At 73.4% G+C, this 25,666-nt stretch carries 25 protein-coding genes; 8 read left to right on the top strand and 17 right to left on the bottom strand.

The features are described 5' to 3' along the window. Positions 1 to 11: 11 nt before the first annotated feature. The gene (locus tag ACLQ2W_RS23795; protein WP_425788734.1) at positions 12 to 1,364 is read right to left on the bottom strand and encodes a BTAD domain-containing putative transcriptional regulator; all 1,353 of its coding nucleotides are present in this window, start codon (positions 1,362 to 1,364) and stop codon (positions 12 to 14) included. Between the two features lie 186 nt (positions 1,365 to 1,550). On the opposite strand from ACLQ2W_RS23795, the gene ACLQ2W_RS23790 reads away from it, so the two are divergent. Continuing rightward, a complete protein-coding gene (locus ACLQ2W_RS23790; protein WP_425788732.1) occupies positions 1,551 to 2,072 on the top strand; it encodes a hypothetical protein in 522 nt (173 codons plus the stop codon). A gap of 36 nt (positions 2,073 to 2,108) precedes the next feature. Here ACLQ2W_RS23790 and ispF read toward each other — a convergent pair whose 3' ends face one another. The 3 genes from ispF to ACLQ2W_RS23775 all read right to left on the bottom strand — a co-directional run bounded on the left by ispF (position 2,109) and on the right by ACLQ2W_RS23775 (position 3,923). Then, positions 2,109 to 2,591: a 2-C-methyl-D-erythritol 2,4-cyclodiphosphate synthase gene (ispF, locus tag ACLQ2W_RS23785; RefSeq protein ID WP_425788730.1), complete on the bottom strand. Its 483-nt coding sequence runs from the start codon at positions 2,589 to 2,591 to the stop codon at positions 2,109 to 2,111. A gap of 97 nt (positions 2,592 to 2,688) precedes the next feature. Beyond that, positions 2,689 to 3,384 carry a 2-C-methyl-D-erythritol 4-phosphate cytidylyltransferase gene (gene ispD, locus ACLQ2W_RS23780; RefSeq protein ID WP_425789025.1) on the bottom strand — a complete coding sequence of 232 codons (696 nt, stop codon included), beginning with the start codon at positions 3,382 to 3,384 and terminating at the stop codon, positions 2,689 to 2,691. 53 nt (positions 3,385 to 3,437) lie between these two features. Beyond that, positions 3,438 to 3,923: a CarD family transcriptional regulator gene (locus ACLQ2W_RS23775; RefSeq protein ID WP_091610855.1), complete on the bottom strand. Its 486-nt coding sequence runs from the start codon at positions 3,921 to 3,923 to the stop codon at positions 3,438 to 3,440. A 330-nt stretch (positions 3,924 to 4,253) separates the two neighbouring features. On the opposite strand from ACLQ2W_RS23775, the gene ACLQ2W_RS23770 reads away from it, so the two are divergent. After that, on the top strand, positions 4,254 to 4,934 hold the full coding sequence (locus tag ACLQ2W_RS23770) for a hypothetical protein (RefSeq protein WP_425788728.1): 681 nt from the start codon (positions 4,254 to 4,256) through the stop codon (positions 4,932 to 4,934). A gap of 14 nt (positions 4,935 to 4,948) precedes the next feature. On the opposite strand, the gene ACLQ2W_RS23765 is transcribed toward ACLQ2W_RS23770, so the two are convergent. From ACLQ2W_RS23765 to ACLQ2W_RS23750, 4 genes are read right to left on the bottom strand one after another with little or no spacing between them, the layout of a single operon-like run. Then, positions 4,949 to 5,542 carry a hypothetical protein gene (locus ACLQ2W_RS23765; protein ID WP_425788726.1) on the bottom strand — a complete coding sequence of 198 codons (594 nt, stop codon included), beginning with the start codon at positions 5,540 to 5,542 and terminating at the stop codon, positions 4,949 to 4,951. A 31-nt stretch (positions 5,543 to 5,573) separates the two neighbouring features. Further along, entirely contained in the window at positions 5,574 to 6,623 is a 1,050-nt protein-coding gene (locus tag ACLQ2W_RS23760) for a type III polyketide synthase (RefSeq protein WP_425788724.1), read from the bottom strand. A gap of 46 nt (positions 6,624 to 6,669) precedes the next feature. Further along, a complete protein-coding gene (locus ACLQ2W_RS23755; RefSeq protein ID WP_425788722.1) occupies positions 6,670 to 7,836 on the bottom strand; it encodes an acyl-CoA dehydrogenase family protein in 1,167 nt (388 codons plus the stop codon). A 41-nt stretch (positions 7,837 to 7,877) separates the two neighbouring features. Further along, positions 7,878 to 8,633, bottom strand: a complete 756-nt coding sequence (locus ACLQ2W_RS23750; RefSeq protein WP_425788720.1) for a methyltransferase domain-containing protein — start codon at positions 8,631 to 8,633, stop codon at positions 7,878 to 7,880. Between the two features lie 45 nt (positions 8,634 to 8,678). On the opposite strand from ACLQ2W_RS23750, the gene ACLQ2W_RS23745 reads away from it, so the two are divergent. The 4 genes from ACLQ2W_RS23745 to disA all read left to right on the top strand — a co-directional run bounded on the left by ACLQ2W_RS23745 (position 8,679) and on the right by disA (position 13,323). Further along, positions 8,679 to 9,518, top strand: a complete 840-nt coding sequence (locus tag ACLQ2W_RS23745; protein WP_425788718.1) for a UbiA family prenyltransferase — start codon at positions 8,679 to 8,681, stop codon at positions 9,516 to 9,518. A gap of 142 nt (positions 9,519 to 9,660) precedes the next feature. After that, complete coding sequence (locus ACLQ2W_RS23740) at positions 9,661 to 10,437, top strand: hypothetical protein (protein WP_425788716.1); 777 nt, start codon at positions 9,661 to 9,663, stop codon at positions 10,435 to 10,437. 107 nt (positions 10,438 to 10,544) lie between these two features. Further along, positions 10,545 to 11,993, top strand: coding sequence for a DNA repair protein RadA (gene radA, locus ACLQ2W_RS23735; protein WP_425788714.1), 1,449 nt, complete (start codon positions 10,545 to 10,547; stop codon positions 11,991 to 11,993). Positions 11,994 to 12,135: 142 nt separating this feature from the next. Then, complete coding sequence (gene disA, locus ACLQ2W_RS23730) at positions 12,136 to 13,323, top strand: DNA integrity scanning diadenylate cyclase DisA (protein ID WP_396773986.1); 1,188 nt, start codon at positions 12,136 to 12,138, stop codon at positions 13,321 to 13,323. 6 nt (positions 13,324 to 13,329) lie between these two features. Here the strand turns inward: disA and ACLQ2W_RS23725 are convergent, their stop codons facing one another. The 3 genes from ACLQ2W_RS23725 to ACLQ2W_RS23715 all read right to left on the bottom strand — a co-directional run bounded on the left by ACLQ2W_RS23725 (position 13,330) and on the right by ACLQ2W_RS23715 (position 15,278). Beyond that, entirely contained in the window at positions 13,330 to 14,100 is a 771-nt protein-coding gene (locus tag ACLQ2W_RS23725; RefSeq protein WP_425788712.1) for a hypothetical protein, read from the bottom strand. Between the two features lie 105 nt (positions 14,101 to 14,205). Continuing rightward, positions 14,206 to 14,769: a peptide deformylase gene (locus ACLQ2W_RS23720; protein WP_425788710.1), complete on the bottom strand. Its 564-nt coding sequence runs from the start codon at positions 14,767 to 14,769 to the stop codon at positions 14,206 to 14,208. Beyond that, positions 14,766 to 15,278 carry a glycine cleavage system protein R gene (locus ACLQ2W_RS23715; RefSeq protein WP_107161743.1) on the bottom strand — a complete coding sequence of 171 codons (513 nt, stop codon included), beginning with the start codon at positions 15,276 to 15,278 and terminating at the stop codon, positions 14,766 to 14,768. The genes ACLQ2W_RS23720 and ACLQ2W_RS23715 overlap by 4 nt, the downstream gene beginning before the upstream one ends. A 96-nt stretch (positions 15,279 to 15,374) precedes the next feature. Between ACLQ2W_RS23715 and ACLQ2W_RS23710 the strand changes: the two genes are divergently transcribed. Then, entirely contained in the window at positions 15,375 to 16,274 is a 900-nt protein-coding gene (locus tag ACLQ2W_RS23710; RefSeq protein WP_107161745.1) for an A/G-specific adenine glycosylase, read from the top strand. A gap of 93 nt (positions 16,275 to 16,367) precedes the next feature. Here ACLQ2W_RS23710 and ACLQ2W_RS23705 read toward each other — a convergent pair whose 3' ends face one another. The 3 genes from ACLQ2W_RS23705 to lysS form a co-directional block, all read right to left on the bottom strand. Continuing rightward, on the bottom strand, positions 16,368 to 18,905 hold the full coding sequence (locus ACLQ2W_RS23705; RefSeq protein ID WP_343444673.1) for an ATP-dependent Clp protease ATP-binding subunit: 2,538 nt from the start codon (positions 18,903 to 18,905) through the stop codon (positions 16,368 to 16,370). Positions 18,906 to 19,393: 488 nt separating this feature from the next. After that, positions 19,394 to 19,744, bottom strand: coding sequence for a histone-like nucleoid-structuring protein Lsr2 (locus ACLQ2W_RS23700; protein ID WP_199199943.1), 351 nt, complete (start codon positions 19,742 to 19,744; stop codon positions 19,394 to 19,396). A gap of 115 nt (positions 19,745 to 19,859) precedes the next feature. Then, on the bottom strand, positions 19,860 to 21,368 hold the full coding sequence (lysS, locus tag ACLQ2W_RS23695) for a lysine--tRNA ligase (RefSeq protein ID WP_425788706.1): 1,509 nt from the start codon (positions 21,366 to 21,368) through the stop codon (positions 19,860 to 19,862). Between the two features lie 94 nt (positions 21,369 to 21,462). Between lysS and ACLQ2W_RS23690 the strand changes: the two genes are divergently transcribed. Beyond that, positions 21,463 to 22,203, top strand: a complete 741-nt coding sequence (locus ACLQ2W_RS23690) for a class I SAM-dependent methyltransferase (RefSeq protein WP_425788704.1) — start codon at positions 21,463 to 21,465, stop codon at positions 22,201 to 22,203. A 47-nt stretch (positions 22,204 to 22,250) separates the two neighbouring features. Here the strand turns inward: ACLQ2W_RS23690 and ACLQ2W_RS23685 are convergent, their stop codons facing one another. From ACLQ2W_RS23685 to ACLQ2W_RS23675, 3 genes are read right to left on the bottom strand one after another with little or no spacing between them, the layout of a single operon-like run. Next, a complete protein-coding gene (locus ACLQ2W_RS23685; RefSeq protein ID WP_425788702.1) occupies positions 22,251 to 23,009 on the bottom strand; it encodes a type III pantothenate kinase in 759 nt (252 codons plus the stop codon). A 17-nt stretch (positions 23,010 to 23,026) separates the two neighbouring features. Next, a complete protein-coding gene (gene nadC, locus ACLQ2W_RS23680) occupies positions 23,027 to 23,923 on the bottom strand; it encodes a carboxylating nicotinate-nucleotide diphosphorylase (protein ID WP_425788700.1) in 897 nt (298 codons plus the stop codon). 40 nt (positions 23,924 to 23,963) lie between these two features. Beyond that, complete coding sequence (locus tag ACLQ2W_RS23675) at positions 23,964 to 25,655, bottom strand: L-aspartate oxidase (protein ID WP_425788698.1); 1,692 nt, start codon at positions 25,653 to 25,655, stop codon at positions 23,964 to 23,966. Positions 25,656 to 25,666 lie beyond the last annotated feature (11 nt).

The following is a 25,666-nucleotide window of genomic DNA, read 5'->3' as shown; positions in this document are numbered from 1 at the left end:
TCAGCGCGCGGTCAGATGCTGCGGCAGGGCGCGCCCGCCCCGCCCCCGCAGGTCCCGAGGCTGCACCACCTGCGCAGGCCGCTCTCGTCCAGGAACAACCACCCGCAGCGTTCGTCCGGGCAGACCCGAACCGTGAGCCGGCCCGGATCGGCGAGCAGTTGCGCGGCGCTGAACGCGGCGGCGTGCACGGGCAGCCGAAGCCCGGCGGCGAGGTCGATCCACCAGCGACCGCGCCCGTCCGCCGCCCGCCGGAACACCGCCGTCCGGGCAGCCGCCCCGGCGGCGCGGGCGACCGCGTCGAAGGCCCGACGGTCCGCCGGATCGACCAGGCTGGCGTAGAGCGCGGCCCGCAGCGTACGGGCCTCGGCGAGCACCGCCTCCGCGGTGCCGGGGTCACGTCGGGCGAGGTGCAGCAGGCGGTTCACCGACACCTCGTCGGTCAGCCCGACGTGACCCGCCCAGACGGCGAGCGTCCGGTAGCCGCGCAGCCACTCCGCGCCGGGCAGGGGAGAGTCCCGACCCCACCCCGCGTACGTGTTGCAGAAGTCGAGCGCGGGATGGCCGCCGACGCTCCACGGCAGGCTCTCGTCGCGGACCCGGACCTCGTACACCGGCCGCCCGGACCGCTCCAGCCGGTCGTCACCGGCGAGCACCCGGCGGTGCACCTCCCGCAGCCGGGGCCCCGGCTCGACGCCGACGTCCGCCGCGAGCCGCTCCCGCGTGGTGCGGTAGAGCCGCAGCGCGTCGGCCCGCCGGGCCCCCCGGTACAGCGCGGTCATCAGGACGGCCACGAGCTGTTCCCGGGTGGGGTGCCGGGCCGCCAGCGGCAGCAGATCCGCGATCGCCGGCCCGTGCCGGCCCAACGCGAGCTGCGCCTCGGCGCGCAGCTCCACCGCGACCAGGCGAAGCTCCTCGACGGTTCCGTGCAGCCGGTCGCGCAGCTCGCCGTCCGCCACGTCGGCGAGCAGCGGCCCCCGCCAGAGGGCCAGCCCCCGGTCGAGCAGCCGTACCCGCGCGTCCGGCTCGGCGGTGACGCCGGCCGCCCGGACCAGGTCGCCGAACTCGTCGACGTCGACCCGATGCCCGACCCGGTCGACGACGTAGCCCCCGCCCCGGGTGCCGATCCGCACCCCGTACGGGTGCAACGCGGCCCGCAACCGCCCGACGTACGTCTGCACCGCGCCCCGGGCCGCGGCCGGTGGCCGGCCGTTCCACAGCAGGTCGGCGAGCCGGTCGGTCGACACCACCCGGCCCGTGTCGAGCAGCAGCAGCCCGAGCAGGCAGCGCTCCTGGCGCCGGACGCCCAGCTCGACGGTCCGGCCGTCGTGGCGGGCCTCGAACGGCCCGAGCAGGCGGAACTCCATACCGAACAGGACGGGGGGACCCGGGCCGGCGGTTGTCACCCGGCGGTGAGCGCGTGGTGGGCGGCCCGGTCGCCGGGCGGGGACGGCCGAACGATCGACCCGACTGCCGGCCGAAAGCGGTGAGCCGGTGGTGAGGCGGCGGCACGATCCTGGTCCGGCCCCGGTCAGCAACAGGATGGAGTGACCATGCGAGTCAGGATGAGCGCCGCGGTGACGGCGGTCGTGACGGCGGTCGTGGCGAGCCTTCCCGGCCCGGCATCCGCCGCCGACGGTTCTCCGGGCGCCTGGGTGCCGGCGCCGCAGGAGGCGTTCGAGTTACCCGCCGGCGCCCGGTGCACGTTCGCGGTTCGGGTGGAGCCGATCGTCGACGAGGTGCGGAAGCTGACGCTGGAGACCTACCCGGACGGCTCACCGAAGCGGGAGCTGTTCACCGGCGCCCTGCTCGACCGGGTGACCAACCTGGAAACCGGCGCCACCTCCACGGCCGACGCGAGCGGCACCTCGCTCGTCGTCCACGGCACGGACGGGTCGATGACCTGGTACGTCACGGGCCCGGTGTTGCTCGGCTTCCGGGAGAACGCCGGCACGCTGCCGAAGGGGCTGTGGATCGTCGACGGCCAGTTCCGGGTGGCGTTCACGCCCACCTTCGACAAGACCATCACGATGCTCCACGGCACGACCCACAACGTCTGCACCGACGTGGACTGAACCCCGGCCCGGCGACCGGCGTCCCCGGTCGCCGGGTCACGCCGTCGGCGGCTCGTACACCAGCGCCACCGCGATGCCGGCCAGTCCTTCGCCGCGACCGGTGAAGCCCAGGCCGTCGGTGGTCGCCGCGGACACGGTGACCGGCGCGCCGGCCGCCTCGGACAGCACCCGCTGCGCCTCGTCCCGACGCGAACCGATCCGGGGCCGGTTGCCGACCACCTGCACCGACACGTTGCCGATCACGAAGCCCGCCGCCCGCACCCGGCGCGCGCTCTCGGTCAGCAGCGCCACCCCGGAGGCGCCGGCCCACTCCGGCTGGTCGACGCCGAAGTTGGCGCCCAGGTCGCCGAGGCCGGCGGCGGAGAGCAACGCGTTGCAGGCGGCGTGCGCCACCACGTCGGCGTCCGAGTGGCCGGCCAGGCCGTCCTGGTCGGGCCAGTGCAGGCCGGCGACCCAGCAGGGCCGACCGGCCGCGAACGCGTGCACGTCGGTGCCGACGGCCACCCGAGGAACGATCATGACGCCGAGCGTACGCGTACGCCGTGATCAAGGAGTTCGGGTCACCGTCGGGCCGGACGGCGACGCGAACCCCTCGGTCAACTCCGGAGGTCGCCGGTCAGGCGCCGGTGGACAGGAGGTGTTCGGCCAGGGTCAGGTCGAACGGGCGGGTGATCTTCAGGGCCAGCTCGGAGCCGGGCACGCAGAACACCGCGACGCCCTGCTTCTCCACCAGGCCGGCGTCGTCGGTGAGCGGATCACCTGCCGCCCGGTGCGCGGCGGTCAGCACCGGCCGGCGGAAGCCCTGCGGCGTCTGCACCGCGCGCAGGACAGCCCGGTCGACGGTGCCGAGCACCCGCTCGACGGCGTCGACCTCCTTGATCGTGTCGACCACCGGCAGCACCGGGATCACCGCGTCGTGCCCGCCACGGACCGCCGCGGCCACCGACTCGACCAACTCGGGCGGGGTGAGCGCCCGGGCCGCGTCATGGACCAGGACGATCTCCGGCCCGGCCGGCACGGCGGCGAGCGCCGCCGCGACGGAAGCCTGGCGTTCGGCGCCACCAGGCACCACGGTCACCGGCGCCACCGGGGCCAGCAGCGCCCGCACCGATTCGACGTCGGTGGCCGGGGCGGCCACCACGATCGTGTGTACCGACGGCGCGGCGGCGATCCGGCGGACGGCGTGCACCAGCAGCGGCTCGCCGCCGAGCGCCCGGAGCGCCTTGGGAGCGCCGGGACCGAGGCGTACGCCGGCACCGGCCGCAGGAACGAGGACCGCGACGTCACCGCGCGGATTGAGCTGCGCGGTCACGTCGCGGTCCTCGGTTTCGTTCATGGTGCTGCGGGTAGAGGCAGCGGTGCGGATCAGGCTTCGGTCAGCACCTTGTCGAGCAGCGACTCCGCCTCGTCCTTCGTGCTCTTCTCGGCCAGCGCGACCTCGCCCACGAGGATGTCACGGGCCTTGGCGAGCATGCGCTTCTCGCCCGCCGACAGGCCCCGCTCCCGCTCCCGGCGCCACAGGTCGCGAACGACCTCGGCCACCTTCAGCGGGTTGCCGGAGGCCAGCTTCTCCAGATTTGCCTTGTAACGCCGCGACCAGTTGGTGGGCTCCTCGGTGTGCGGAGCACGGAGCACGTCGAAGACCTTGCCCAGGCCCTCTTCGCCGACCACCTCGCGCACACCCACGATCTCGGCGTTCTCGGCAGGCACCCGGACCGTCAGGTCACCCTGCGCGACCCTCAGGACGAGGTACTCCCTGGGCTCGCCCTTGATGACCCGAGTCTCGATTGCCTCGATGAGTGCGGCCCCGTGGTGGGGGTAAACAACGGTCTCGCCGACACTGAAAACCATAGGTTCGAAACCCCTTTCGCTGTGTCTAGGGTAACACGCTCAGGCACCGATGTCTCACCGCTGTCCTGATCGTTGGCGCAGCTCAGGGGCCCTGTGAGAGGTATTTCTTCGGCTTGACAGGAGGCCAAGACGATGGTTTAACCACGCTCCGTGACGAACAAATAACTACCCGGTACGGGTGATGGCCGGAGCGATCAGATCTAGGGCAATGCGCTCCTTCCATGGTAGCTCCGCAACTCCACCCGCGCCCAGGTGTGGCGGTACGGCCCCCGGTGCGGGACGCTGGTGGTGGACGTGACGTCCGCTCGCCGAGACGTTCCTGGGGGTCCGATGGGCGTGCCTGACGCTGACGGCCAGGGGCCGGCGGACGGACTGCCGGGCCTGCCACCGGAGTGGGGTCGCGTCGTCGTGCCCGACGACGCCTCGGCGCTCGCCGACGAGGCCCGGCAGATCCGCCGCGAGCTGCGCCGCGGTCCGCGTTCCGCCGGGCGTCCGGCCCGGTTCACGCCTCCCCTGCTGGCGCTGCTGGCCGCGGTGTTGATCACGCTCGCCGGGCTGGCCGCCGTCACCTGGCCACGCCCCCACCGCTCTCCCGGCGCGCCGACCGTGCTGCCCCGGTCCACCCCCGCGGCGATCGGCCCGCTGCCCGCGCTCGACCTGGTCGGCGCCGACAACACGCCGGTGCCACTACGCAGCCTGCTCCCCGCCATGATCATCCTGGTCGACGCGTGCGCCTGCGCCGAGCAGGTCGGCACGGCGGCGGCCACCGCGCCCGCCGGGGTCACCGTGGTCACCGTGACCGAGGGCCGCAGCGCCGGGCCCGCCACCGCGACCGGCGTACGCCCGCTCGGCGACCCGGCCGGCGGCCTGCGCTCCTACCTGCATCTCTCGGCCCGGCCGGGCACCGCCGCCGCGCTGCTCGTGGACCGGCGGGGCACGCTGGTCCGAATGGTGCCGGAGCTGGGGCCGGCGGCGGACTACCAGGCCGACCTGGCCCGGTTGGCCGGCTGAACCCGCTCAGCGGCTCAGTAGAGCGCCTCCAGCCGGGCGTTCAGCTCGACCTCGCCCCGCAGCGCGGCGAACCGCACGTACACCGGCGCGCCCGTGCCGTCCAGGAACCCGACGGTCACCTGCCCGCCGCAGCTCAGCACCCGCTCGACGCCGTCGGCGCCGGCACCGACCACCCGCATCGACACGGCACCGTCACCGGCGCAGCCCACCGACAGCCGGTACTCGTCACCCGGCGACGGGTTCGCCTGCCGCACGACCGGCGGGTCACCCGGCATCAGCCGCGACGTCTCCCGCCACACCACGTGCGACACGTTCTCCTGGCGCGTCCCGCCGTCGGGCTCCACGTCGACCACCACCGGCGAACGGACCTCACCGGTGCGGGGATCGACCTCGGCCACCATCCGGGAGCGGGGCGACGGCCGCTCGGGCGGTGTCGACCCGACCCCCGCGCCGAGATCCACCCGGGACCGGGCGAGGTCGTCGGTGGAGGAGCCGACCGTCGTGCCCAACCACGGCGCCGCCGACCGCCACCACCACGCGCCGACCGCCAACGCCAACACGGTCAGGCCCACCAGCACTGCCCGCCGGATCCGCTCCTCCGAGGCCATGCCGGCAGCGTATCGACGCCACGGCGAACCGTCAGCCCGCGCGCTCCAGCAGGGCCGCGTAGAGCGTCAGCCCCGGCCCGAACGCGAGCATCACCACCCGGCGCGGCGGCGACGGCGTACGGCTCAGCCGGTCCAGGATCAGCAGCACCGTCGGGGACGAACAGTTGCCGTGCTCGGCAAGCGTCTCCCGGGACGCCGCCAGCGCCGTCGGCGGCAGCTCCAGCTCACGCTCCACCACGTTGAGGATCCGGGGGCCACCCGGGTGCACCGCCCAGCCGTCCACCCCGGACCGGTCGCACCCGTGCCGGGCCAACAGGTCGTCCACCAGGTCACGGACGAACCGGGACAGCACCTTCGGCACCTTCGGCGACAGCCCCATCCGGAAGCCGGTGTCGGTGACGTCCCAGGTCATGTGATCGGCGGTGGAGGTGTCGGTGACGGAGGTGACCTCACGCAACGCGTACCCCCGGCCACCGGGGACGACCACGGCGGCGACCGCGGCGTCCGAGAACAGCGCGTGCGAGACGATCTGCTGGGTGTCCACCCGGGCACCCGGTGGCTGGATGTGCAGGCTGGTCAGCTCCGCGCAGAGCAGCAGCGCCGGCCGCCCCCGGGCGGTGACGAAGTCGCTCGCCGCGCCGAGCCCGGGCAGCGCCGCGTAACAACCCATGTGGCCGACGAACATGCGCTGGGTGTTCGGGGCCATGCCGAGGTCACGGGCCAGCAGGATGTCCAGGCCGGGCGTCGCGTAACCGGTGCAGGAGCAGACCACGAACAGCCCGACGTCGCCGGCGTCCAGGCCGGCGGCGGTGAGCGCGCGGCTGACCGCCTCCTTCCCGAGCGGCAACGCCTCGACCTGGTAGCGGCGCATCCGACGCTCGGTCGGCCACTCCGAGACGTCCTCCAGCAGCGGATTCACCGCCGCCTGCCGCCGGGTCACCCCGGAGTTGGCGAAGATCTTCTCGGCCAGCACCCGCGTGGTGCCCGAGAAGTGCTTCTCGAAGAAACCCGTCCACAGCTCGTCCTGCGTGGCGCCCGGCGGCAGCGCCATGCCCAGACCCGCGATCACCGGTACGCCCACGTCCCCACCTCAGCTTCGCTCAGTCCTGCGGCCGTCGAACTCCGGCTTACCAACGAGGGACCGCGCTGTCCCGGTCCGGGTCGCCGCCGAGTGCGGCGATGCCGAGCCAGTCGGCGCACACGTCGGAGGTGGCCGGGTGCAGCGAGCCGCACCGGGCGTCCCGGTAGAGGCGCTCCAACGGATGACCACGGCGGGTCGCCGACGTGCCGGCCGCCTCCAGCATGGACGCCGCCACCTCCGCGGCGGTGGTGCCGGCCAGCAGCTTGGCCCGCCACACCCAGCGGTTCGTCTCGGCCGAGCCGGGTTCCTCGTCGACCCGGCGGGCCGCCTCGGCGACGACCAGCTCGGCGGCGGCGGTGGCCGCGTCCGCCCGGCCCAGCCGGGCCCGGACCGCCGGCAGCCCGGCCAGACCGCGGGTGTTCAGGTGCTCGGCGGCGGCGTCGATCGCGGCCCGGGCCACCCCGACGTAGACGGCGGCGTAGCTGGCCACCAGCCAGTGCGGCATGAGCTGGGCCACCACCAGCGCCAACCCCTCCACGCCGCCGAGCAGCCGGCCGGCCGGGACGGTCACGTCCAGGTGCAGGTCGTGCGAGGAGGTGGCGCGCATGCCGAGCGAGTCCCAGGTCGGCTCGACCGTGATCCCCTCCCCGGCCGGCACCAGGAACTGGGAGACCACCGACTGGTCGGTGGCGCTGCGGGCGGCCACCAGGTAGCCGTCCGGGTGGCCGGCGCCGGAGCAGAACGTCTTGCTGCCCTTGACGTGCCAGCCACCGTCGACCGGTTCGTAGACGGTGCTGAGCTGGGACAGCCGCGCGCCCGCGCCGCGCTCGCTCATCGCCACCGCGTACCACGCGCCGTCGGCCGCCGCGCGCAACAGCCGGTCGCGGGCGGCCAGCGCCTCCTCCGGTACGCCGAGCGCCTCGGCCAGTTCCTCGGTCACCGCGCCCAACGCCCCGGTGACCGAGGCGTGCATGTTGAACACCAGCGCGGTGGCGCCGTTGCCCCGGGCCAGCTCGGTGGCGACGGCGGCGTACTCGGCGAAGGTCGCGCCCTGCCCGCCCAGCTCACGCGGGACCATCAGGCCGAACAGGCCGGCCCGGCGAAGGTCGGCGAAGTCGTCCACCGGGAACGAGCCGTCCCGGTCGTGCCCGGCCGCCCGGGCGGCCAGTCGCGGCGCCAACCGGCGGGCCGCCTCCAGCGCGTACACGGTCATGTCGCCCCCTTCTCGGCGTCCCTTACCCCCGGTGACCTCCGCTATCCGCCCCGGCGCCCACTGCCCTGGTAGAGCACCGCCGTCGACCGCGTCGGCACGATGCGCGGCTCCGTCCGCACCGGACGGTCACCGCCCCGCCACCGGCGCAGCAACCAGGCCAGCGTGCCGCCCAGCTCCGGCCGGACCCCGCGCAGACGCAACGACACGCCGTGCCGGGCACACTCGGCGACCAGCGCGCGGGCGTCCACGAACAGCCGGTGGTCGTGGATGCCGCGCGGCACGGTGGGCAGCCGTTCACCCAGCTCCACGGCGACCAGCCGGGCCAGCAGCGTGTCGTTGAGCGTGTCCAGCACCAGCAGGCCGCCGGGCCGCAGCAACCGGCACGCCTCGGCCACCGCCCGCCGCCAGTCCGGCACGTGCTCCAGCAGCTCACCGGCGGAGACCACGGCGGCGCAGCCGTCGGCCAGCGGCACGGCGGTGGCGTCGCCCTGGAGCACTGTCACGCCGTGCGTGGCGGCCTGGTCGAGCGCGGAGCGGGTCAGGTCCACCCCGACGTGCCGGTAGCCCTTGCCGGCCAGGTGCGGCGCCAGCAGCCCGGCCCCGCAGCCGAGGTCGACCAGCAGGTCGTCCCGGGTGGACGCCGGGGGCACCAGGGCGGCACGGGCGCGGGCCAGCCAGTGCAGCATGGCGAAGGCGCCGTCGGGCCGCCACCACTCGCCGGCCAGGTCGTCGTACTGTCGGGGGTCGTTCGGGGACAGCGCCCGGTGCGGGCTGGACACCGGCGACGCGTCGGGCATGGACCGAGCGTGGCACGACTACCCGGTAACGACCAGACTTCCCTTATGTCGACGCGGGTGTTAGGGCTGGTCAGAGCGAGCCATCCGGAGCCGGCCGCGGCGGTCGTCGTGGTCGCCGCGCTGCTCGCCGCCGGCGTCGGGCACTCCGCCGCCGGCGTGGCCACGGTGGCGCTGACGGTGCTGGCCAGCCAGCTCGCCGTCGGCTGGAGCAACGACCTGATCGACGCCGACCGGGACGCCGCGGTGGGGCGTACCGACAAGCCGGTGACCACCGGCGCGGTCGCCCGGCCGACGCTGGCCCGGGCCACCGCGGTGGCCGCCGTCGCCACCCCGCTGCTGGCGCTGACCGGCGGCCCGGCCGCGGCGGCCTGCGCCACGCTGGGGCTGGTCTCCGCGCTGCTCTACAACAAGCCGCTGAAGTCGACAGCGGTGTCGGTGCTGCCCTACGCGGTCTCGTTCGGCGCGCTGCCCGCGTTCGTGGTGCTGGCCCGGCCCGACTCGCCCGCGCCGCCGGCCTGGCTGGTGGCCGCCGCCGCGCTGCTGGGCGCCGGGGCGCACTTCGCGAACGTGCTGCCCGACCTGGCCGACGACGCCCGTACCGGGGTGCGCGGGCTGCCCCACCGGCTGGGCCCCGCGGGCAGCCGGCTGGCCGCCACCGGCCTGCTCCTCGCCGCCACCGTCGCGCTGGTGTTCGGTCCGCCCGGACCGCCGTCGTGGACCGGCCTGTCGGCGGTGGCCGCCGCCGTCGCGGTGCCGGCCCTCGGTTGGTACGCCGGACGCGCCGCGACCGCCACCGGTGGCCGGCCGGTGGCCGCCTTCCGGTCGGTGCTGGTGGTGGCGCTCATCGATGTGGTGCTGCTGGTGGCGAACGGCCGGGTGGTCTGAGCCGTCGCCACCGAGGATGGCATTGCCGGGTCCGCGTGCGGGCCTCGATCAGCTCCAACTACCCTGGAGCGCGGTCTGCGCGGGTATGGCCACCCCGTGTCCGGGGGTCGACCGGGCGGGGATCGTGACGAGGAGGACCGACGTGACGCGCTCGATCAGGGGTTCCCGGCGACCGGCCCTGCTGTTGGCCGGCTCGGCGGCGGCGAGCCTGCTGCTGTCCGGGTGCGGCGCCGGTCAGATCGCCGAGACCGCCAACAAGATCCCGTCGGTCCAGGGCGTCAACGTCCAGACCTCCGACAACCTCTACAAGGTGCGCGGGCTCTACGTGCAGTTCCCCGGCCCGGAGGGCTACCAGGCCGGCGCGACCGCCCCGCTGAACGTCGTGATCTACAACGACAGCGAGTCCCCGGTGACGGTGACCGTCACCACCGACAGCGCCCGGGAGATCCTGCTGACCGGCGCGGCCGGCTCCAGCGGCGCGGCCACCCCGACCGGCTCGCCGACCGAGCCGGCGTCGGCGTCGCCCACCGCCACCGACCCGAGCGCCTCCCCCAGCCAGTCGCTTGAGGCTCCCGCCTCGCCGTCCGCCTCGCCCAGCGGGTCGCCGTCGGGGAGCGCGTCGCCGTCGGAGAGCGCGTCGGCGCCCGCCGGCCAGCCGGCCCGGATCGAGATCCCGGCGCTCGGCTACGCGCAGCTCAACAGCGGCAACCCGCAGTTCCTCCAGCTCGTCGGCCTGAACCAGAAGCTCCTCGTCGGCCAGCAGGTCAACCTGACCTTCAACTTCGGCGGCGGCAAGGTGATCAAGACCCCGGCGCCGATCGGTGTCCCGCTGACCCCGCCGGCGCAGCCGTCCCAGATCGTCAACCCGCGCGAGCACTCCGCCGAAGAGGGTGGCACCGAGGGCGGCAGCCACGGCTGACGCCGTACCCCCGATCCGTCCGACACCGCCGCGGTGGCCAGCGCCACGCGGCGGTGTCGTCGTCTCGGCGGTGGGCGTTCGTCGTACCGGCCGGATAGCGTCCGGTGGTGACCACGCCCCGATCGACCCCGTCCCGCGCCGGCGCCGGCCGCGGTCGCGCCGCCGCCCGCGAACCCCGCCCGGCCTACGAGTGCGACGCCTGCGGCCACCAGCCGCCCAAGTGGATGGGCCGGTGCCCCGAGTGCGGCGAGTGGGGCTCGGTGGTCGAGTCCACGGTCACCGGCCCGCTGGTCTCCGGCCGGGTGGTCAGCTCCCGGATGCCGGCCGAGCCGGCCCGGCCGATCGCCACCATCAGCGCCGCGCCGGCCCGGGCCCGGCCCACCGGCGTCAGCGAGCTCGACCGGGTGCTCGGCGGCGGGCTGGTGCCCGGCGCGGTGGTGCTGCTGGCCGGTGAGCCCGGCGTCGGCAAGTCGACGCTGCTGCTCGACGTGGCCCAGCAGTGGGCCGTCGGCGCGGGCAGCCCGTCGCTGGTGGTCAGCGGCGAGGAGTCGGTCAGCCAGGTGCGGTTGCGGGCCGAGCGGATGGGCACCCTGCACGACCAGCTCTACCTGGCCGCCGAGAGCGACCTGGCGGCGGTGCTCGGCCACCTCGACGCGGTCAAGCCGGGCCTGCTGGTGCTCGACTCGGTGCAGACCATCTCCACCACCGGCACCGAGGGCGTGCCCGGTGGCGTGACGCAGGTGCGCGCGGTCACCGCGGCGGTGGTCGCGGTGGCCAAGGAACGCGGCATCGCCACCGTCCTGGTCGGGCACGTCACCAAGGACGGCCAGGTGGCCGGCCCCCGGGTGCTGGAGCACCTGGTGGACGTGGTGCTCCACTTCGAGGGCGACAAGCACTCCTCGCTGCGCATGGTGCGCGGCGTGAAGAACCGCTTCGGGGCCGCCGACGAGGTGGGCTGCTTCGAGATGCACGAGGGCGGCATCAGCAGCCTGGCCGATCCGTCCGGCCTGTTCCTGACCCGCTATTCCGAGCCGGTGCCGGGCACCTGCGTCACGGTGGCCATGGAGGGCCGGCGGGCGCTGGTCACCGAGGTGCAGGCGCTGATCGGGGCCACGGTCGCCGGTTCGCCACGGCGTACCGTCTCCGGTCTCGACGGCGCCCGACTGGCCATGGTCCTGGCGGTGCTCCAGCGACGCACCGAGCGGCTGACGCTGCACGACCGCGAGGTCTTCGCCGCCACCGTCGGCGGCATCCGGGTGGTCGAGCCGGCCGCCGACCTGGCGGTGGCGCTCGCGGTGGCCTCCGGCGGGCTCAATCTCGCGCTCAACCCGCACCTGGTCGCCATCGGCGAGGTCGGGCTCACCGGTGAGGTGCGCCGGGTCGGCGCGGTGTCCCGGCGGCTGGCCGAGGCCGCCCGGCTGGGCTTCCGGCTGGCCCTGGTGCCGCCCGGTGCCGGCCCCGGCAGCGGCGGCCTCGCCCCCGAGCAGATGCGGGTGATCGAGGTCACGGACGTGCGCGCGGCGCTCCAGGCCGCCGCCCGAGCATCCGCGGAGTGACAGTGGGTAGTCACGTGCCGGGCGCGGCCGGACGATTCCGGACAGGTCGCGCCGCCCCGGGGCGGCCCGTCGCGCCCGACATCACGACACATCACAGTAACCACGAGAGCACCCACCGCACCGCAGTCCGTAGACTGTGCCCGTGCCGATCGACCGCGATGCCACCAAGCCCGCAACGGCGACGCCGCAGGCCCGCACCGGCGCCGTGAGCGGCAACCCCACCCGCGCCATCAGCGTGAGCGTCGCCGGCAGCGTCGGCGGGGCCGGCGCCGACCCGCTGCGGGCCAATCTCGCCCTGATGGCACCGGGCACCGCGCTCCGCGACGGCCTGGAGCGGATCCTGCGCGGTCGCACCGGCGCGCTGATCGTCCTCGGCTACGACAAGGTGGTCGAGCAGATCTGCACCGGCGGCTTCCCGATGGACGTCGAGTTCTCCGCCACCCGGGTCCGCGAGCTGTGCAAGATGGACGGCGCCGTGGTGCTCTCCAGCGACGGCACCCGCATCGTCCAGGCCGGCGCGCACCTGATGCCCGACCCGTCCATCCCCACCGAGGAGTCCGGCACCCGGCACCGCACCGCCGAGCGGGTGGCCCGACAGACCGGCTACCCGGTCATCTCGGTCAGCCAGTCGATGCGGATCATCAGCCTCTACGTCAACGGCCAGCGGCACGTGCTCGACGACTCCGCGGCGATCCTGTCCCGGGCCAACCAGGCCCTGGCCACGCTGGAGCGCTACAAGCTCCGGCTGGACGAGGTCTCCGGCACGCTCTCCGCGCTGGAGATCGAGGACCTGGTCACCGTCCGCGACGCGGTCGCCGTGGTGCAGCGGCTGGAGATGGTCCGGCGGATCGCCGACGAGATCGCCGGCTACGTGGTGGAGCTGGGCACCGACGGCCGACTGCTGGCGCTCCAGCTCGACGAGCTGATGGCCGGCGTGGACGCCGACCGCACCCTGGTCATCCGCGACTACCTGCCGGTCGGCCGCAAGTCGCGCACGCTCGACGAGGCGCTCGTCGAGCTGGACCTGCTCAGCGCCACCGAGCTGATCGACCTGGTGGCGGTGGCCAAGGCGATCGGCTATCCGTCCGCCTCGGACGCGCTCGACGCGGCGGTCAGCCCGCGCGGGTTCCGCCTGCTGGCCAAGGTGCCCCGGCTGCCCGTGGCCGTGGTCGACCGGCTGGTGGTGCACTTCGGCAGCCTCCAGCGGCTGCTCGGTGCGACAGTGGAGGATCTTCAGGCGGTCGACGGGGTGGGCGACGCCCGCGCCCGGGGCGTCCGCGAGGGCCTGTCCCGGCTCGCCGAGGCGTCCATCCTGGAGCGGTACGTCTGACCCGGCTCAGCCGGTGACGGTCAGCTTCACCGGCTGGCTGATCTTGGTGCCGACCCGGGCGAAGACCTGGTACGTGCCGATCGGGGCGTACGGGCCGGCGGCCAGCCCGTCGGCGCAGCGGGTGGTGTCCCGCCCGTTCCAGCCCAACTCGTAGGCGCGCTCGAAGTTCGGCGTGAACGACTGCACGTCCGAGCCCTTGCCGGTGCCGCAGGTGTCCGACGACCAGATCTTCTCCGCGCCCGCCTTGACGTAGAGCTCCTGGAGATCGGCGCCGACGTCCCGGCTGCACGTACGGTTCGAGACGTTCTTGACCTTGAGGCGCAGCGTGACCACCGTGCCCCGCTGGGCGGCGGCCGGCACCGCGACCGGCGTCACCTGAAGCTCGGCGTCGGTGCAGGCGCCGTCGGCGGAGACCGGCTCGCCGGACGCGCCGCCGTCGCCCGGGCCCGAGCCGCCGCCGGTGTTCGTACCGCCCCCGGTGTTCGTGCCACCGCTGCTGCTCGTGTCGCCACCGTCGGCGCCGGCGTCACCACCGGAGACGTCGGGCGCCGGCGACGGACTGGCCGTCTGCGGGGTCAGCACCGAGCCGGAGGGGCCCGGAGCCGCCCCGGCGGAGCCGCCCGGCGACGGGTCACCCCCGCCCGGCCCGCCGGCGTTACGGTCCGAGCCGGTGCAGGAGTAAAGCAGGACAATCAGGAAGAGCAGGCCCGCGCCGAGCACGACGGCACGACGCCGCCAGTACACGGTGGGGGGCAGAGGGCCGACCGTCAGACGCATGATGCGCCTACCGTAGCCGCGCGACGCTCGGTGTGCCGGTCCGACGCGCCGGTGACCGCGCGTCACCCCGATCCGGGCATCCACTGTGGAACACCACGCGGTCGGTCAGAGATAGACCTGCCGCTGGTAGACGGCGTGCGCCCCGGCCACCCGGTCGAGGAAGAGCAACCCGGCGCAGTGGTCGATCTCGTGCTGGAGCGCACGCGCCTCGAAACCGTCGGTCACCAGCCGTACCGGCTCCCCGCTGCCCGGCAGCGCCCCCTCCACCACCAGACGACTGGCCCGCTTCACGTCGCCGGTCAGGTCGGGCACCGACATGCAGCCCTCGCGGCCGGCCTTCCACCGGCTCGCCTCCACCACCCGGGCGTTGCACAGCACGAACGTGCCGTGCACGGTGACCGCCTTCGGATGCCCCGTCACGTCCACCGCGAACACCTGGGCGTTCACCCCGATCTGCGGCGCCGCCAGACCCACACAGCCCGGCGAGACGCGCATGGTGGCCACCAGGTCGGCGGCCAGCCGCACCACCTCGTCCGAAGTCGGGTCGACCTCCGGACCGGGCCGGCTCAGCACCGGCTCCGGGGCGGCGACCACCGGCCGGACCTCGCCCGGGACGCCCAGCTTTTCCGGTGTCCAGCCACCCAGGCCGGCGTACCCCTCGGCGGTCACAGCAGGTCCGAGTCCGCCGGGCGGAGGCTGACGCCGACACCCAGTTCGGCCGCCGCCCGGGTGAGCCGGCCGGCCACCTCGTCCGAGCTGCCCGGCGGCAACTCCACCTCGGCGACCACCACGTAGAGCGAGCCGGTCAGCCGGGTGCTCAGGTCGGTCACGTTGCCGCCGGCGTCGGCCAGCACCCGGGTCATCGCCGCGACGATGCCCATCCGGTCCGCGCCGTGCACCGCCAGCACGTACGGCTCGCCGACCGGCACACTGGCGCTGTCCGGGGCGACCGCGCGTACGGTGGCCAGCAGGTACCCGTCGGCGGCGAGCGGGGCCAGCGCGGCCTCGACGTCGGCGGCGGCCGGGCCCACGCAGATCAACGTCATCGCGAAGTGGCCGCGCAACCGGGTCATCGTCGAGTCGGTGAGGTTCGCGCCGAGCCGGGCGAGGGCCTCCGCGACGTCGGCGACGATGCCCGGCCGGTCCCGGCCGATGACGGTGATCGCGAGCTCGTTCATTCGGACATTCTGCCGCGCCGCCGAAGTGCCGCCGCGTCGGCCCACCCGGCCCGCCCAATCAGCGGGATCTCCGCCCGTGACATCATCGGCACCGCCATGACTGAGCCCACCTTCGCCACCCAGGTCAGCCGGTGGTACGAGCGCAACGCCCGCGACCTGCCCTGGCGCAAGCCCGGCATCGGCGCCTGGGCGATCCTGGTCAGCGAGGTCATGCTCCAGCAGACGCCGGTGGTCCGCGTGGTGCCCGCGTGGGAGGCGTGGCTGGCCCGCTGGCCGGAACCGCGCGCGCTGGCCGAGGACACCCCGGCCGAGGCGATCCGGATGTGGGGCCGGCTCGGCTACCCCCGCCGGGCGGTACGCCTGCGCGAGTGCGCGGTGGCCGTCGTGGAGCGGCACGGCGGCGTGGTGCCCGATCGGCTGGACCAGTTGCTGGCGCTGCCCGGCGTCGGCACGTACACGGCCCGGGCGGTGGCCGCGTTCGCGTACGGGCAGCGGCACCCGGTGGTCGACACCAACGTCCGGCGGGTGGTGTGCCGGGCGGTCGCCGGTGAGCCGGACGCCGGCCCGACCACCCGACCCGCCGACCTGGTCGCCACCGAGGAGCTGCTGCCGATCGAGCCGGCTGCGGCGGCCCTGGCCAGCGCCGCCTTCATGGAACTCGGGGCGGTCGTCTGCACCGCCCGGTCGCCCCGTTGCGCGGTGTGTCCGGTCGAGTCCAGTTGCGCCTGGCGGGCCTCCGGGCAGGCCGCCCCGGACGGGCCGACCCGCCGTCCGCAGCGCTACGCCGGCACCGACCGGCAGGTACGCGGCCTGCTCCTGGCGGTGCTCCGGGAGACCACCGGGCCGGTGCCGCACCAGCGGCTGGACCAGGTCTGGCACGACGACGTGCAGCGGGCCCGGGCGCTGGCCGGGCTGGTCACCGACGGACTGGTGGAGCCGGTGGGCCCGGAGTCCTTCCGACTGGCCGGCGACGGCCCTCCGATCCCGCTGCCCTGACGCACCGCGCCCCACCCGTCCCGGGGCGGAGAAAGGCGACGGCCCCGGTGGCTCTCGCCGACCGGGGCCGTCGCCCTGGAACAGTTGCCCGCCTTACGCGGCGGCGTCGTCCGCGCCGGTGGCGGCGGCGCCGAGATCCGCCGGGACCGCGTCCGGCACGGCGTCCGGCCGGTCCGCGCCCCGGAAGACGAGCTTGGACTTGTCGATGTTCTCCGGGTCGCCCTCGCAGTCCACCACCACGATCTGACCCGGGGTCAGCTCGTTGAAGAGGATCCGCTCGGACAGGTTGTCCTCGATGTCGCGCTGGATCGTGCGACGCAGCGGCCGTGCGCCCAGCACCGGGTCGAAGCCCTTCTTCGCCAGGTACTTCTTGGCGTTGTCGGTCAGCTCAAGACCCATGTCCTTGTTGCGCAGCTGGCCCTCGATCCGCTGGATCATGATGTCCACGATCGAGAGGATCTCGATCTCGCGCAGCTGGTGGAAGACGATGGTGTCGTCGATCCGGTTCAGGAACTCGGGCCGGAAGTGCTGCTTGAGCTCGTCGTTGACCTTCTGCTTCATCCGGTCGTAGTTCGACTCGGAGTCCTCCGAGGCCTGGAAGCCCAGGGAGACCGCCTTGGCGACGTCCCGCGTGCCGAGGTTGGTGGTCAGGATGATGACCGTGTTCTTGAAGTCCACGATCCGGCCCTGGCCGTCGGTGAGACGCCCGTCCTCCAGGATCTGGAGGAGCGTGTTGAACACATCCGGGTGGGCCTTCTCGATCTCGTCGAAGAGGACCACCGAGAACGGCCGACGGCGCACCTTCTCGGTGAGCTGGCCGCCCTCGTCGTAGCCGACGTAGCCGGGAGGGGCACCCACCAGCCGGGAGACCGTGTAGCGGTCGTGGAACTCGGACATGTCCAGCTGGATGAGGGCGTCCTCGCTGCCGAAGAGGAACTCGGCGAGCGCCTTGGACAGCTCGGTCTTACCGACACCGGACGGGCCGGCGAAGATGAACGAGCCGGACGGGCGCTTCGGGTCCTTCAGGCCGGCCCGGGTCCGCCGGATCGCCTTCGAGACCGCCTTGACCGCGTCCTCCTGGCCGATGACGCGCTTGTGCAGCTCGTCCTCCATGCGCAGCAGGCGCGAGGTCTCCTCCTCGGTCAGCTTGTAGACCGGGATGCCGGTCCAGTTGCCGAGCACCTCGGCGATCTGCTCGTCGTCGACCTCGCTGACGACGTCCAGGTCACCGGCCTTCCACTCCTTCTCCCGCTGGGCCTTCTGGCCGAGGAGCTGCTTCTCCTTGTCGCGGAGCTGAGCGGCCCGCTCGAAGTCCTGCGCGTCGATCGCGGACTCCTTGTCGCGGCGCACCTGGGCGATGCGCTCGTCGAAGTCACGCAGGTCCGGCGGCGCGGTCATCCGGCGGATGCGCATCCGGGCACCGGCCTCGTCGATCAGGTCGATCGCCTTGTCCGGCAGGAAGCGGTCGGAAATGTACCTGTCGGCCAGCGTCGCGGCGGCCACGAGCGCGGCGTCGGTGATGCTCACCCGGTGGTGCGCCTCGTAGCGGTCCCGCAGGCCCTTGAGGATCTCGATGGTGTGGGCCAGCGACGGCTCACCCACCTGGATCGGCTGGAAACGGCGCTCGAGCGCGGCGTCCTTCTCCAGGTGCTTGCGGTACTCGTCGAGCGTGGTGGCGCCGATGGTCTGCAGCTCGCCGCGGGCCAGCATCGGCTTGAGGATGCTGGCGGCGTCGATCGCGCCCTCGGCGGCGCCGGCGCCGACCAGGGTGTGGATCTCGTCGATGAACAGGATGATGTCGCCGCGGGTGCGGATCTCCTTGAGCACCTTCTTGAGGCGCTCCTCGAAGTCACCGCGGTAACGCGAACCGGCCACCAGGGCACCGAGGTCGAGCGTGTAGAGCTGCTTGTCCTTGAGCGTCTCGGGCACCTCGCCCTTGATGATCTTCTGGGACAGGCCCTCCACCACGGCGGTCTTGCCGACGCCGGGCTCGCCGATCAGCACCGGGTTGTTCTTGGTGCGGCGGGACAGCACCTGCATGACCCGCTCGATCTCCTTCTCGCGCCCGATGACCGGGTCGAGCTTGCCCTCGCGGGCGGCCTGGGTCAGGTTGCGGCCGAACTGGTCCAGCACGAGGCTGGTCGACGGCGCGGCCTCGCCCGGCGCGGCGCCCGCCGCGGCCGGCTCCTTGCCCTGGTAGCCGGAGAGCAGCTGGATCACCTGCTGGCGGACCCGGTTGAGGTCGGCGCCGAGCTTGACCAGCACCTGGGCGGCCACGCCCTCGCCCTCGCGGATCAGGCCGAGCAGGATGTGCTCGGTGCCGATGTAGTTGTGGCCGAGCTGCAGCGCCTCGCGCAGCGACAGCTCCAGCACCTTCTTGGCCCGCGGCGTGAACGGGATGTGCCCGCTCGGCGCCTGCTGGCCCTGGCCGATGATCTCCTCGACCTGCTGGCGGACGCCCTCGAGAGAGATGCCGAGGCTCTCCAGGGCCTTTGCCGCGACACCCTCACCCTCGTGGATCAGGCCCAGCAGGATGTGCTCCGTACCGATGTAGTTGTGGTTGAGCATCCGGGCCTCTTCTTGGGCCAGGACGACAACCCGTCGCGCTCGGTCGGTGAACCGCTCGAACATGCCCTCGTGCTCCTCACATGCCGTGCGCCTTGATGGTCAGATCTCGGCGGGGCCGGTGCGCGGACGTCCGGGACGGGCGTCCGTGCCTCCTTACTCTATCGCCGCGGACCGTCTCCGCTGAGGTCGTGTGACCCCGCCGATGACCGTTCCGACGTCGTTTCTGCCAACCGTCCACGCTCAGGAGGTGTTCCGGGACCCCTGCCTGTACGCGCAGAGCGAAATTCGACCGTCGGCGGAAGGCCCGGTCGAGAGGGCTCCGGCGGCGTCGAGGCGCCTGCCGCGGTTGTCCACAGCCTGTGGACGGAATCTCCACCGCCTGTGGACAACTCTTCCGGACGCCGGATTCTTCCCGCGTCGGGGGCCCGTACCGACCCGCCCACCGACCCCTGGTCGGGAAAGAGACATCGGCGACGAAAAGGACGAAACGCCGACGCCGGCCCGGAGTCGTCCTCCCGGCCGGCGTCGGTCGCCGTCGCGTGCGGTCGGCGTCAGCGCCCCGCCTTGGCGTGGAACTCGTCCACGATCTCCTGCGGGATGCGGCCCCGGTCGGAGATGTCCTTGCCGTTGCTCTTGGCCCACTCCCGGATTGCCTTGTTCTGCTCGCGGTCCGCGGTCGCGCCGCCCCGGCCACGTGCGGCCCGGCCACCCACGACCACTCCCCCGCGACCCACCTTCGTTCCGTGCGCGATGTACTGCGCGAATGCATCGCGCAATTTTTCAGCGTTGGAAGCCGAGAGGTCGATCTCGTACTGCACGCCGTCCAGCGCGAACTTGACAGTCTCGTCAGCGTCCCCGCCGTCCAGGTCATCGACCAGCTTGTGAATGATCTGCTTGGCCACGTCCCACATTCCTTTCGAGCAGGGTTGCGCTCCTGCATTACTCAGAGCACGATAACCTGCCCGATGCTTGCTCCGTCAATAGGATGGCGTAACAAGCCGGAGAAGCTTTGCGGCCCTACTCCGGCCGGACCAAGGGGAACAGGATGGTTTCCCGAATTCCCAGGCCGGTCAGCGCCATCAGGAGCCGGTCGATTCCCATTCCCATACCGCCGGCCGGCGGCATTCCGTACTCCATCGCCCGGAGAAAGTCCTCGTCGAGTCGCATGGCCTCGTCGTCGCCACGCGCCGCGAGCTGCGCCTGGGCCACCAGCCGCTCCCGCTGCACGACCGGGTCCACCAGCTCGGAGTACGCGGTGCCCAGCTCGAAGCCGAGCACGTAGAGGTCCCACTTCTCGGCCAGGCCGGGCTCGCTCCGGTGCGCCCGGGTCAGCGGGCTGGTCTCCTCCGGGTAGTCGCGGACGAACGTCGGCGCCTGCAGGGACGGCACCACCAGTTCCTCGAACAACTCCTCGGCCAGCTTGCCGGGACCCCACTTCGGGTCGACCGAGAGACCGATCTTGTCCGCGTACTCGACCAGGCGTGACCTTTCGGTGCGGACAGTGACTTCCTCACCGAGCGCTTCGGAAAGAACACCGAACAGCGACACCGACCGCCACTCGCCGCCCAGGTCGAACTCGCTGCCGTCGGCGTGGGTCACCACGGTCGAGCCGGCGACCGCGACGGCGGCCTGCTGCACCAGATTCCGGGTCAGCGCGGCCATGGTGTCGTAGTCGCCGTAGGCCTGGTACGCCTCCAGCATCGCGAACTCGGGCGAGTGCGAGGAGTCGATGCCCTCATTACGGAAGTTGCGGTTGATCTCGAAGACGCGGTCGACGCCACCCACGACCGCCCGCTTGAGAAACAGTTCCGGTGCGATTCGCAGATACAGATCGGTGTCGAGCGCATTGCTGTGGGTCACGAATGGCCGGGCGGTCGCGCCACCGTGCAGCAGTTGCAGCATCGGCGTCTCGACCTCGATGAAGTCCTGCCCGTGCAGGGTGTCCCGCAGGCTGCGGACCGCGGCGGCCCGGGTCCGCACCATCTGCCGGGCCTGCGGACGGACCACCAGGTCGACGTAGCGCTGACGGACCCGGGACTCCTCACTCAGCGGCTTGTGCGCCACCGGCAGCGGGCGCAGCGCCTTGGCGGTGACCACCCACTCGTCGGCCAGCACCGACAGCTCGCCGCGCCGGCTGGTGATCACCTCGCCGGTCACGCCGACGTGGTCACCGAGGTCCACCAGGCGCTTCCAGTCCGCCAGCCGCTCCGGGCCGACCCGGTCCAGCGAGAGCATCGCCTGGAGCTCCGTACCGTCGCCGTCACGCAGCGTGGCGAAGCAGAGCTTGCCGGTGTTCCGAATGAAGATCACCCGGCCGGTGACCGACGCCCGGTCCCCGGTGGCGGTGTCGGTGGGCAGGTCGGCGTAGCGCTCCCGGAGCAGCGCCAGCGTGGTGGTCCGGGGGAAGCCGACCGGGTACGGCTCGACGCCCTCGGCGAGCATCCGGTCCCGCTTCTCCCGGCGGACCTTCATCTGCTCGGGAAGGTCGTCGGCGGGATCTGTTGGCAGGGCGTTCTGCTCGGTCACGGCACGCTTCCTCAGGCCTTGGGGAACATCGGCGGGGTCAGCCCATGAGCGTACTCAAGCGTCGTGCCGGCCGTTACGGGATAACCTGCCGGCCATGACCGACCCCACTGCGGCGCTCTCGTTCGGCGCCGCCGCAGCCGAGTACGACCGGTTCCGGCCCCGCTATCCCGAGGCGGCGCTGCGCTGGACGTTGGACGGGTTGCCGGCCCCGGCCCGGGTGGTCGACCTCGGTGCCGGCACCGGCATCCTCACCCGTGGCGTGACCGCGCTCGGGCATCACGTCGTACCCGTGGAACCCGATCCGGGGATGCGGACGCAACTGGCCGCCGCCACGCCGGGCACGACGGCGCTCGCCGGCAGCGCGGAGTCGGTGCCGCTGCCGGACGGCGACGCGGACGCCGTGCTGGCCGGGCAGGCCTACCACTGGTTCGACCGGGACCGCGCACACACCGAGGTGGCCCGGGTGCTGCGCCCCGGCGGCACGTTCGCGCCGGTGTGGAACGTGCGTGACGAACGGGTCGGCTGGGTGGCCGAGCTGACCCGGATCGCCCATCTCGACCACAACGCCGGCGACGTGACCGGCCGGTACGCCGACTTCGGCCCCGCCTTCACCCCGGTCGAGGTGGGCGAGTTCGACCACTCCACCACGCTCACGCCGGACGACCTGGTGGCGATGCTGCACACCCGCTCCTACTGGCTGACCGCCACCCCGGCCGAGCGGGCCCGGGTCGACGGCGGGCTGGCCGAGCTGCTCGCCACCCACCCCGAGCTGGCCGGCCGGGCCACCGTGGAGCTGCCCTACCGCACGATCGTGCTCCGGGCACACAGGCGTTAAGAGGGGGCCCCTCCTCTACCGGAGGCGTTAAGAAGGGGCCCTTCCTTTCAGAGGTTGCGGTCGTAGACCATCCGCAAGCCGATCAGCGTGATCATCGGCTCGTGGTGGGTGATGGTGCGGCACTCGCTCACCACCAACGAGGCCAGGCCGCCGGTGGCGATCACCGCCCGCACCTCGCCCAGCTCCTCGGACATCCGCTCGACGATCCGGTCCACCTGGCCCGCGAAGCCGAAGTAGAGCCCGGACTGGAGACACTCGACCGTGTTCTTGCCGATCACCGAGCGCGGCCGGGTGGCCTCCACCTTGCGGAGCTGCGCGGCGCGGGCGGCCAGCGCGTCGAAGGAGATCTCGATGCCGGGCGCGAACGCCCCGCCGAGGAACTCGCCCCGATCGCTGATCACGTCGAAGTTGGTGGTGGTGCCGAAGTCGACCACGATCGACGGCCCGCCGTAGAGCGTGTACGCGGCAAGCGTGTTGACCACCCGGTCCGCGCCCACCTCCTTCGGGTTGTCGATGGCGAGCTGCACGCCGGTGCGGACCCCGGGCTCGACGATCACGCTGGGCAGGTCGGCGTAGTAGCGGCCCAGCATGGTGCGCAGCGATCGCAACGCGGCCGGCACGGTCGAGCAGGCGGCCACTCCGGTGATCTCCACGGCGTCACCGGCCAGCAGCCCGCGGAACATCAGACCCAGCTCGTCCGCGGTGGAACGGGCATCGGTCTTGATCCGCCACGAGTGCACCAGCTTGTCGCCCTCGAAGGTCGCCAGCACGGTGTTGGTGTTTCCGATGTCGATGCAGAGCAGCACAGCGGCAGCCTAGACGGTCACCTGGCGTGCAGGTCGAGGGCGATGTCGAGGATCGGTGACGAGTGGGTCAACGCGCCGACGGAGAGGAAGTCCACGCCGGTCGCCCCGTACTCGGCCGCCACCGGCAGGGTCAGCCCGCCGGTCGCCTCCAGCTCCGCCCGGTCGCCCACCGTGGCCACCACCTCGCGCAACTGCGCCGGGGTCATGTTGTCCAGCAGCAGGAACCCGGCACCGGCCTCGACCGCCTCCACCGCCTCGGCCGGCGTGTCCACCTCCACCTGCACCGGAACGTCGGGGAACGCCTCCCGCACCCGGCGGAACGCGGCCGCGATCCCACCGGCCGCCACCTTGTGGTTGTCCTTGATCATGGCGACGTCGTGCAGGCCCATCCGCTTGTTGGTGCCACCGCCGGCCCGGACCGCGTACTTCTCCAGCGCGCGCAGCCCCGGCGTGGTCTTGCGGGTGTCCAGCACCATGGCCTTCGTGCCGGCCAGCGCGTCCGCCCAGGCCCGGGTGTGGGTCGCCACCCCGGACATCCGGGAGAGCAGGTTGAGCGCCGTCCGCTCGGCGGTCAGCAGCAGTCGGGTCGGCCCGGTCACGGTCGCCAGCACGTCGCCGCGCGCCACCCGCTGCCCGTCGTGGGCCACCAGCGACACCTCGACCGTACGCCCGGCGCCGGTCACGTCGCCCACCAGCTCGAACACGGCGGCGGCCACCGGCAGCCCGGCGACCACACCGTCCGCGCGCGCCACCAGGTCGGCGGTGTCCTGCTGTTCGGCCGGGACGGTGGCGACGCTCGTCACGTCGAGGAAGTCCGGGCCCAGGTCCTCGGTCAGCGCGTCGACCACGACCCGCCGGACCCGCTCCGGATCCAGGCCGCCCTCGCGCAGCGCCCGCACCGTCGACTCGATCATGAATTCTTCTCCTCGTTCACCACGTTCGCGACTGCGGGGCTCACCGGACCGGATCCTCCCAACGCTCGGCGAGCAGCCCGTCCGGGCCCACCTCGGCCACCAGGTGCCCCAGCCACCGGTCGTCGGCCACCGGGAAGTCCTCCCGCCAGTGGCAGCCCCGCGTCTCCTGTCGGGCGTACCCGGCGGCGACGAGCGTCGACGCCACCGTGAGCAGGTTCGTCGCCTCCCAGTCGGCGGTACGCGGCACGCCCGCCCCCTCGCCCAGCGCGCGCAGCGTGGCGGCGGTCGCGGCCAGCGTCTCCGCCGAGCGGAGCACGCCCGCGCCCCGGGTCATCGCCCGTTGCAGCTCCGGCGTGCCCGCCGCCGGCACCAGCCGGCCCGGCCCGCCCACCCAGGCGCCGGTCTCCGCCGGGCGGGCCTGCTCGGGCAGCCCGGCGGCGATGTCCTCGGCGATCCGGCGGGAGAAGACCAGCCCCTCCAGCAGCGAGTTGCTGGCCAGCCGGTTGGCGCCGTGCACACCGGTGCAGGCCACCTCGCCGCACGCGTACAGGCCGGGGATCGAGGTGCGGCCGTGCAGGTCGGTCCGGACGCCGCCGGAGGCGTAGTGGGCGGCCGGCGCGACCGGGATCAGGTCGGTCGCCGGGTCCACGCCGATGGCCAGGCAGGACGCCACGATGGTGGGGAAGCGCCGGGCCAGGAAGTCACCGCCCAGGTGCCGCGCGTCCAGGAACACGTGGTCAGCGCCGCTGGCGAGCAGCACCCGGTGGATGCCCTTGGCCACCACGTCACGGGGGGCCAGCTCGGCCAACTCGTGCTGGCCGACCATGAACCGCTTGCCGTCGCCGTCGACCAGGTGGGCGCCCTCGCCGCGCAGCGCCTCGGAGACCAGCGGCTGCTGTGCGAGACCGGCGCCCGGTCCGCCCGCCGGCACGATCAGCGCGGTCGGGTGGAACTGGACGAACTCCAGGTCGGTGACGGCCGCGCCGGCGCGCAACGCCAGCGCCACCCCGTCGCCGGTGGAGACCGCCGGGTTGGTGGTGGCGGCGAAGATCTGCCCCATCCCGCCGGTGGCCAGCACCACCGCGCGACCGAGGATCGCGCCGACGCCGTCCTCGCTGCCCTCGCCGAGCACGTGCAGCGTGACCCCGCAGGCCGGCCCGAGCCCGCCGGGACCGTCGCCCGGCGCGCGCAGCAGGTCCAGCACCAGGGCGTGCTCGACCAGCCGGATCCACGGGTCGCGGCGCACCGCGGCGTGCAGCGCCCGCTGCACCTCCGCGCCGGTGGCGTCGCCGCCGGCGTGCACGATCCGGTCGGCCCGGTGACCGCCCTCCCGGGTGAGCATCAGTGAGCCGTCCGGGTTGCGGTCGAACTCCGCCCCGATCCGCATCAGCTCGCGCAGCCGGGTCGGACCCTCCTCCACCAGGGCCCGGACCGACGCCGGGTCGCAGAGGCCGACGCCGGCCACCTCGGTGTCGTGGGCGTGCGCGGCCGGGGTGTCCGCCGGGTCGAGCACCGCGGCGATGCCGCCCTGCGCCCAGCGGGTGGAGCCCTCGTCGATGTCGACCTTGGTGACGACCGTGACGTGCAGGCCGGCCTCACGCAGGTGCAGCGCGGCGGTCAGCCCGGCGACCCCGGAGCCGACCACGATCACGTCGGTGGTCTCCACCCAACCGGGCGCGGGCGCGGCGAGCAGCCGGGGCAGTGTCGGCAGGTCGACCGTGGGAAGGTCCATGAGCACAGTCA

The sequence above is a fragment of the Micromonospora sp. DT227 genome, from assembly GCF_049841835.1.
Lineage (GTDB): Bacteria > Actinomycetota > Actinomycetes > Mycobacteriales > Micromonosporaceae > Micromonospora.
Note: the sequence above shows the minus strand (reverse complement) of the source record. Positions and strands in the feature narration are given on the sequence as shown.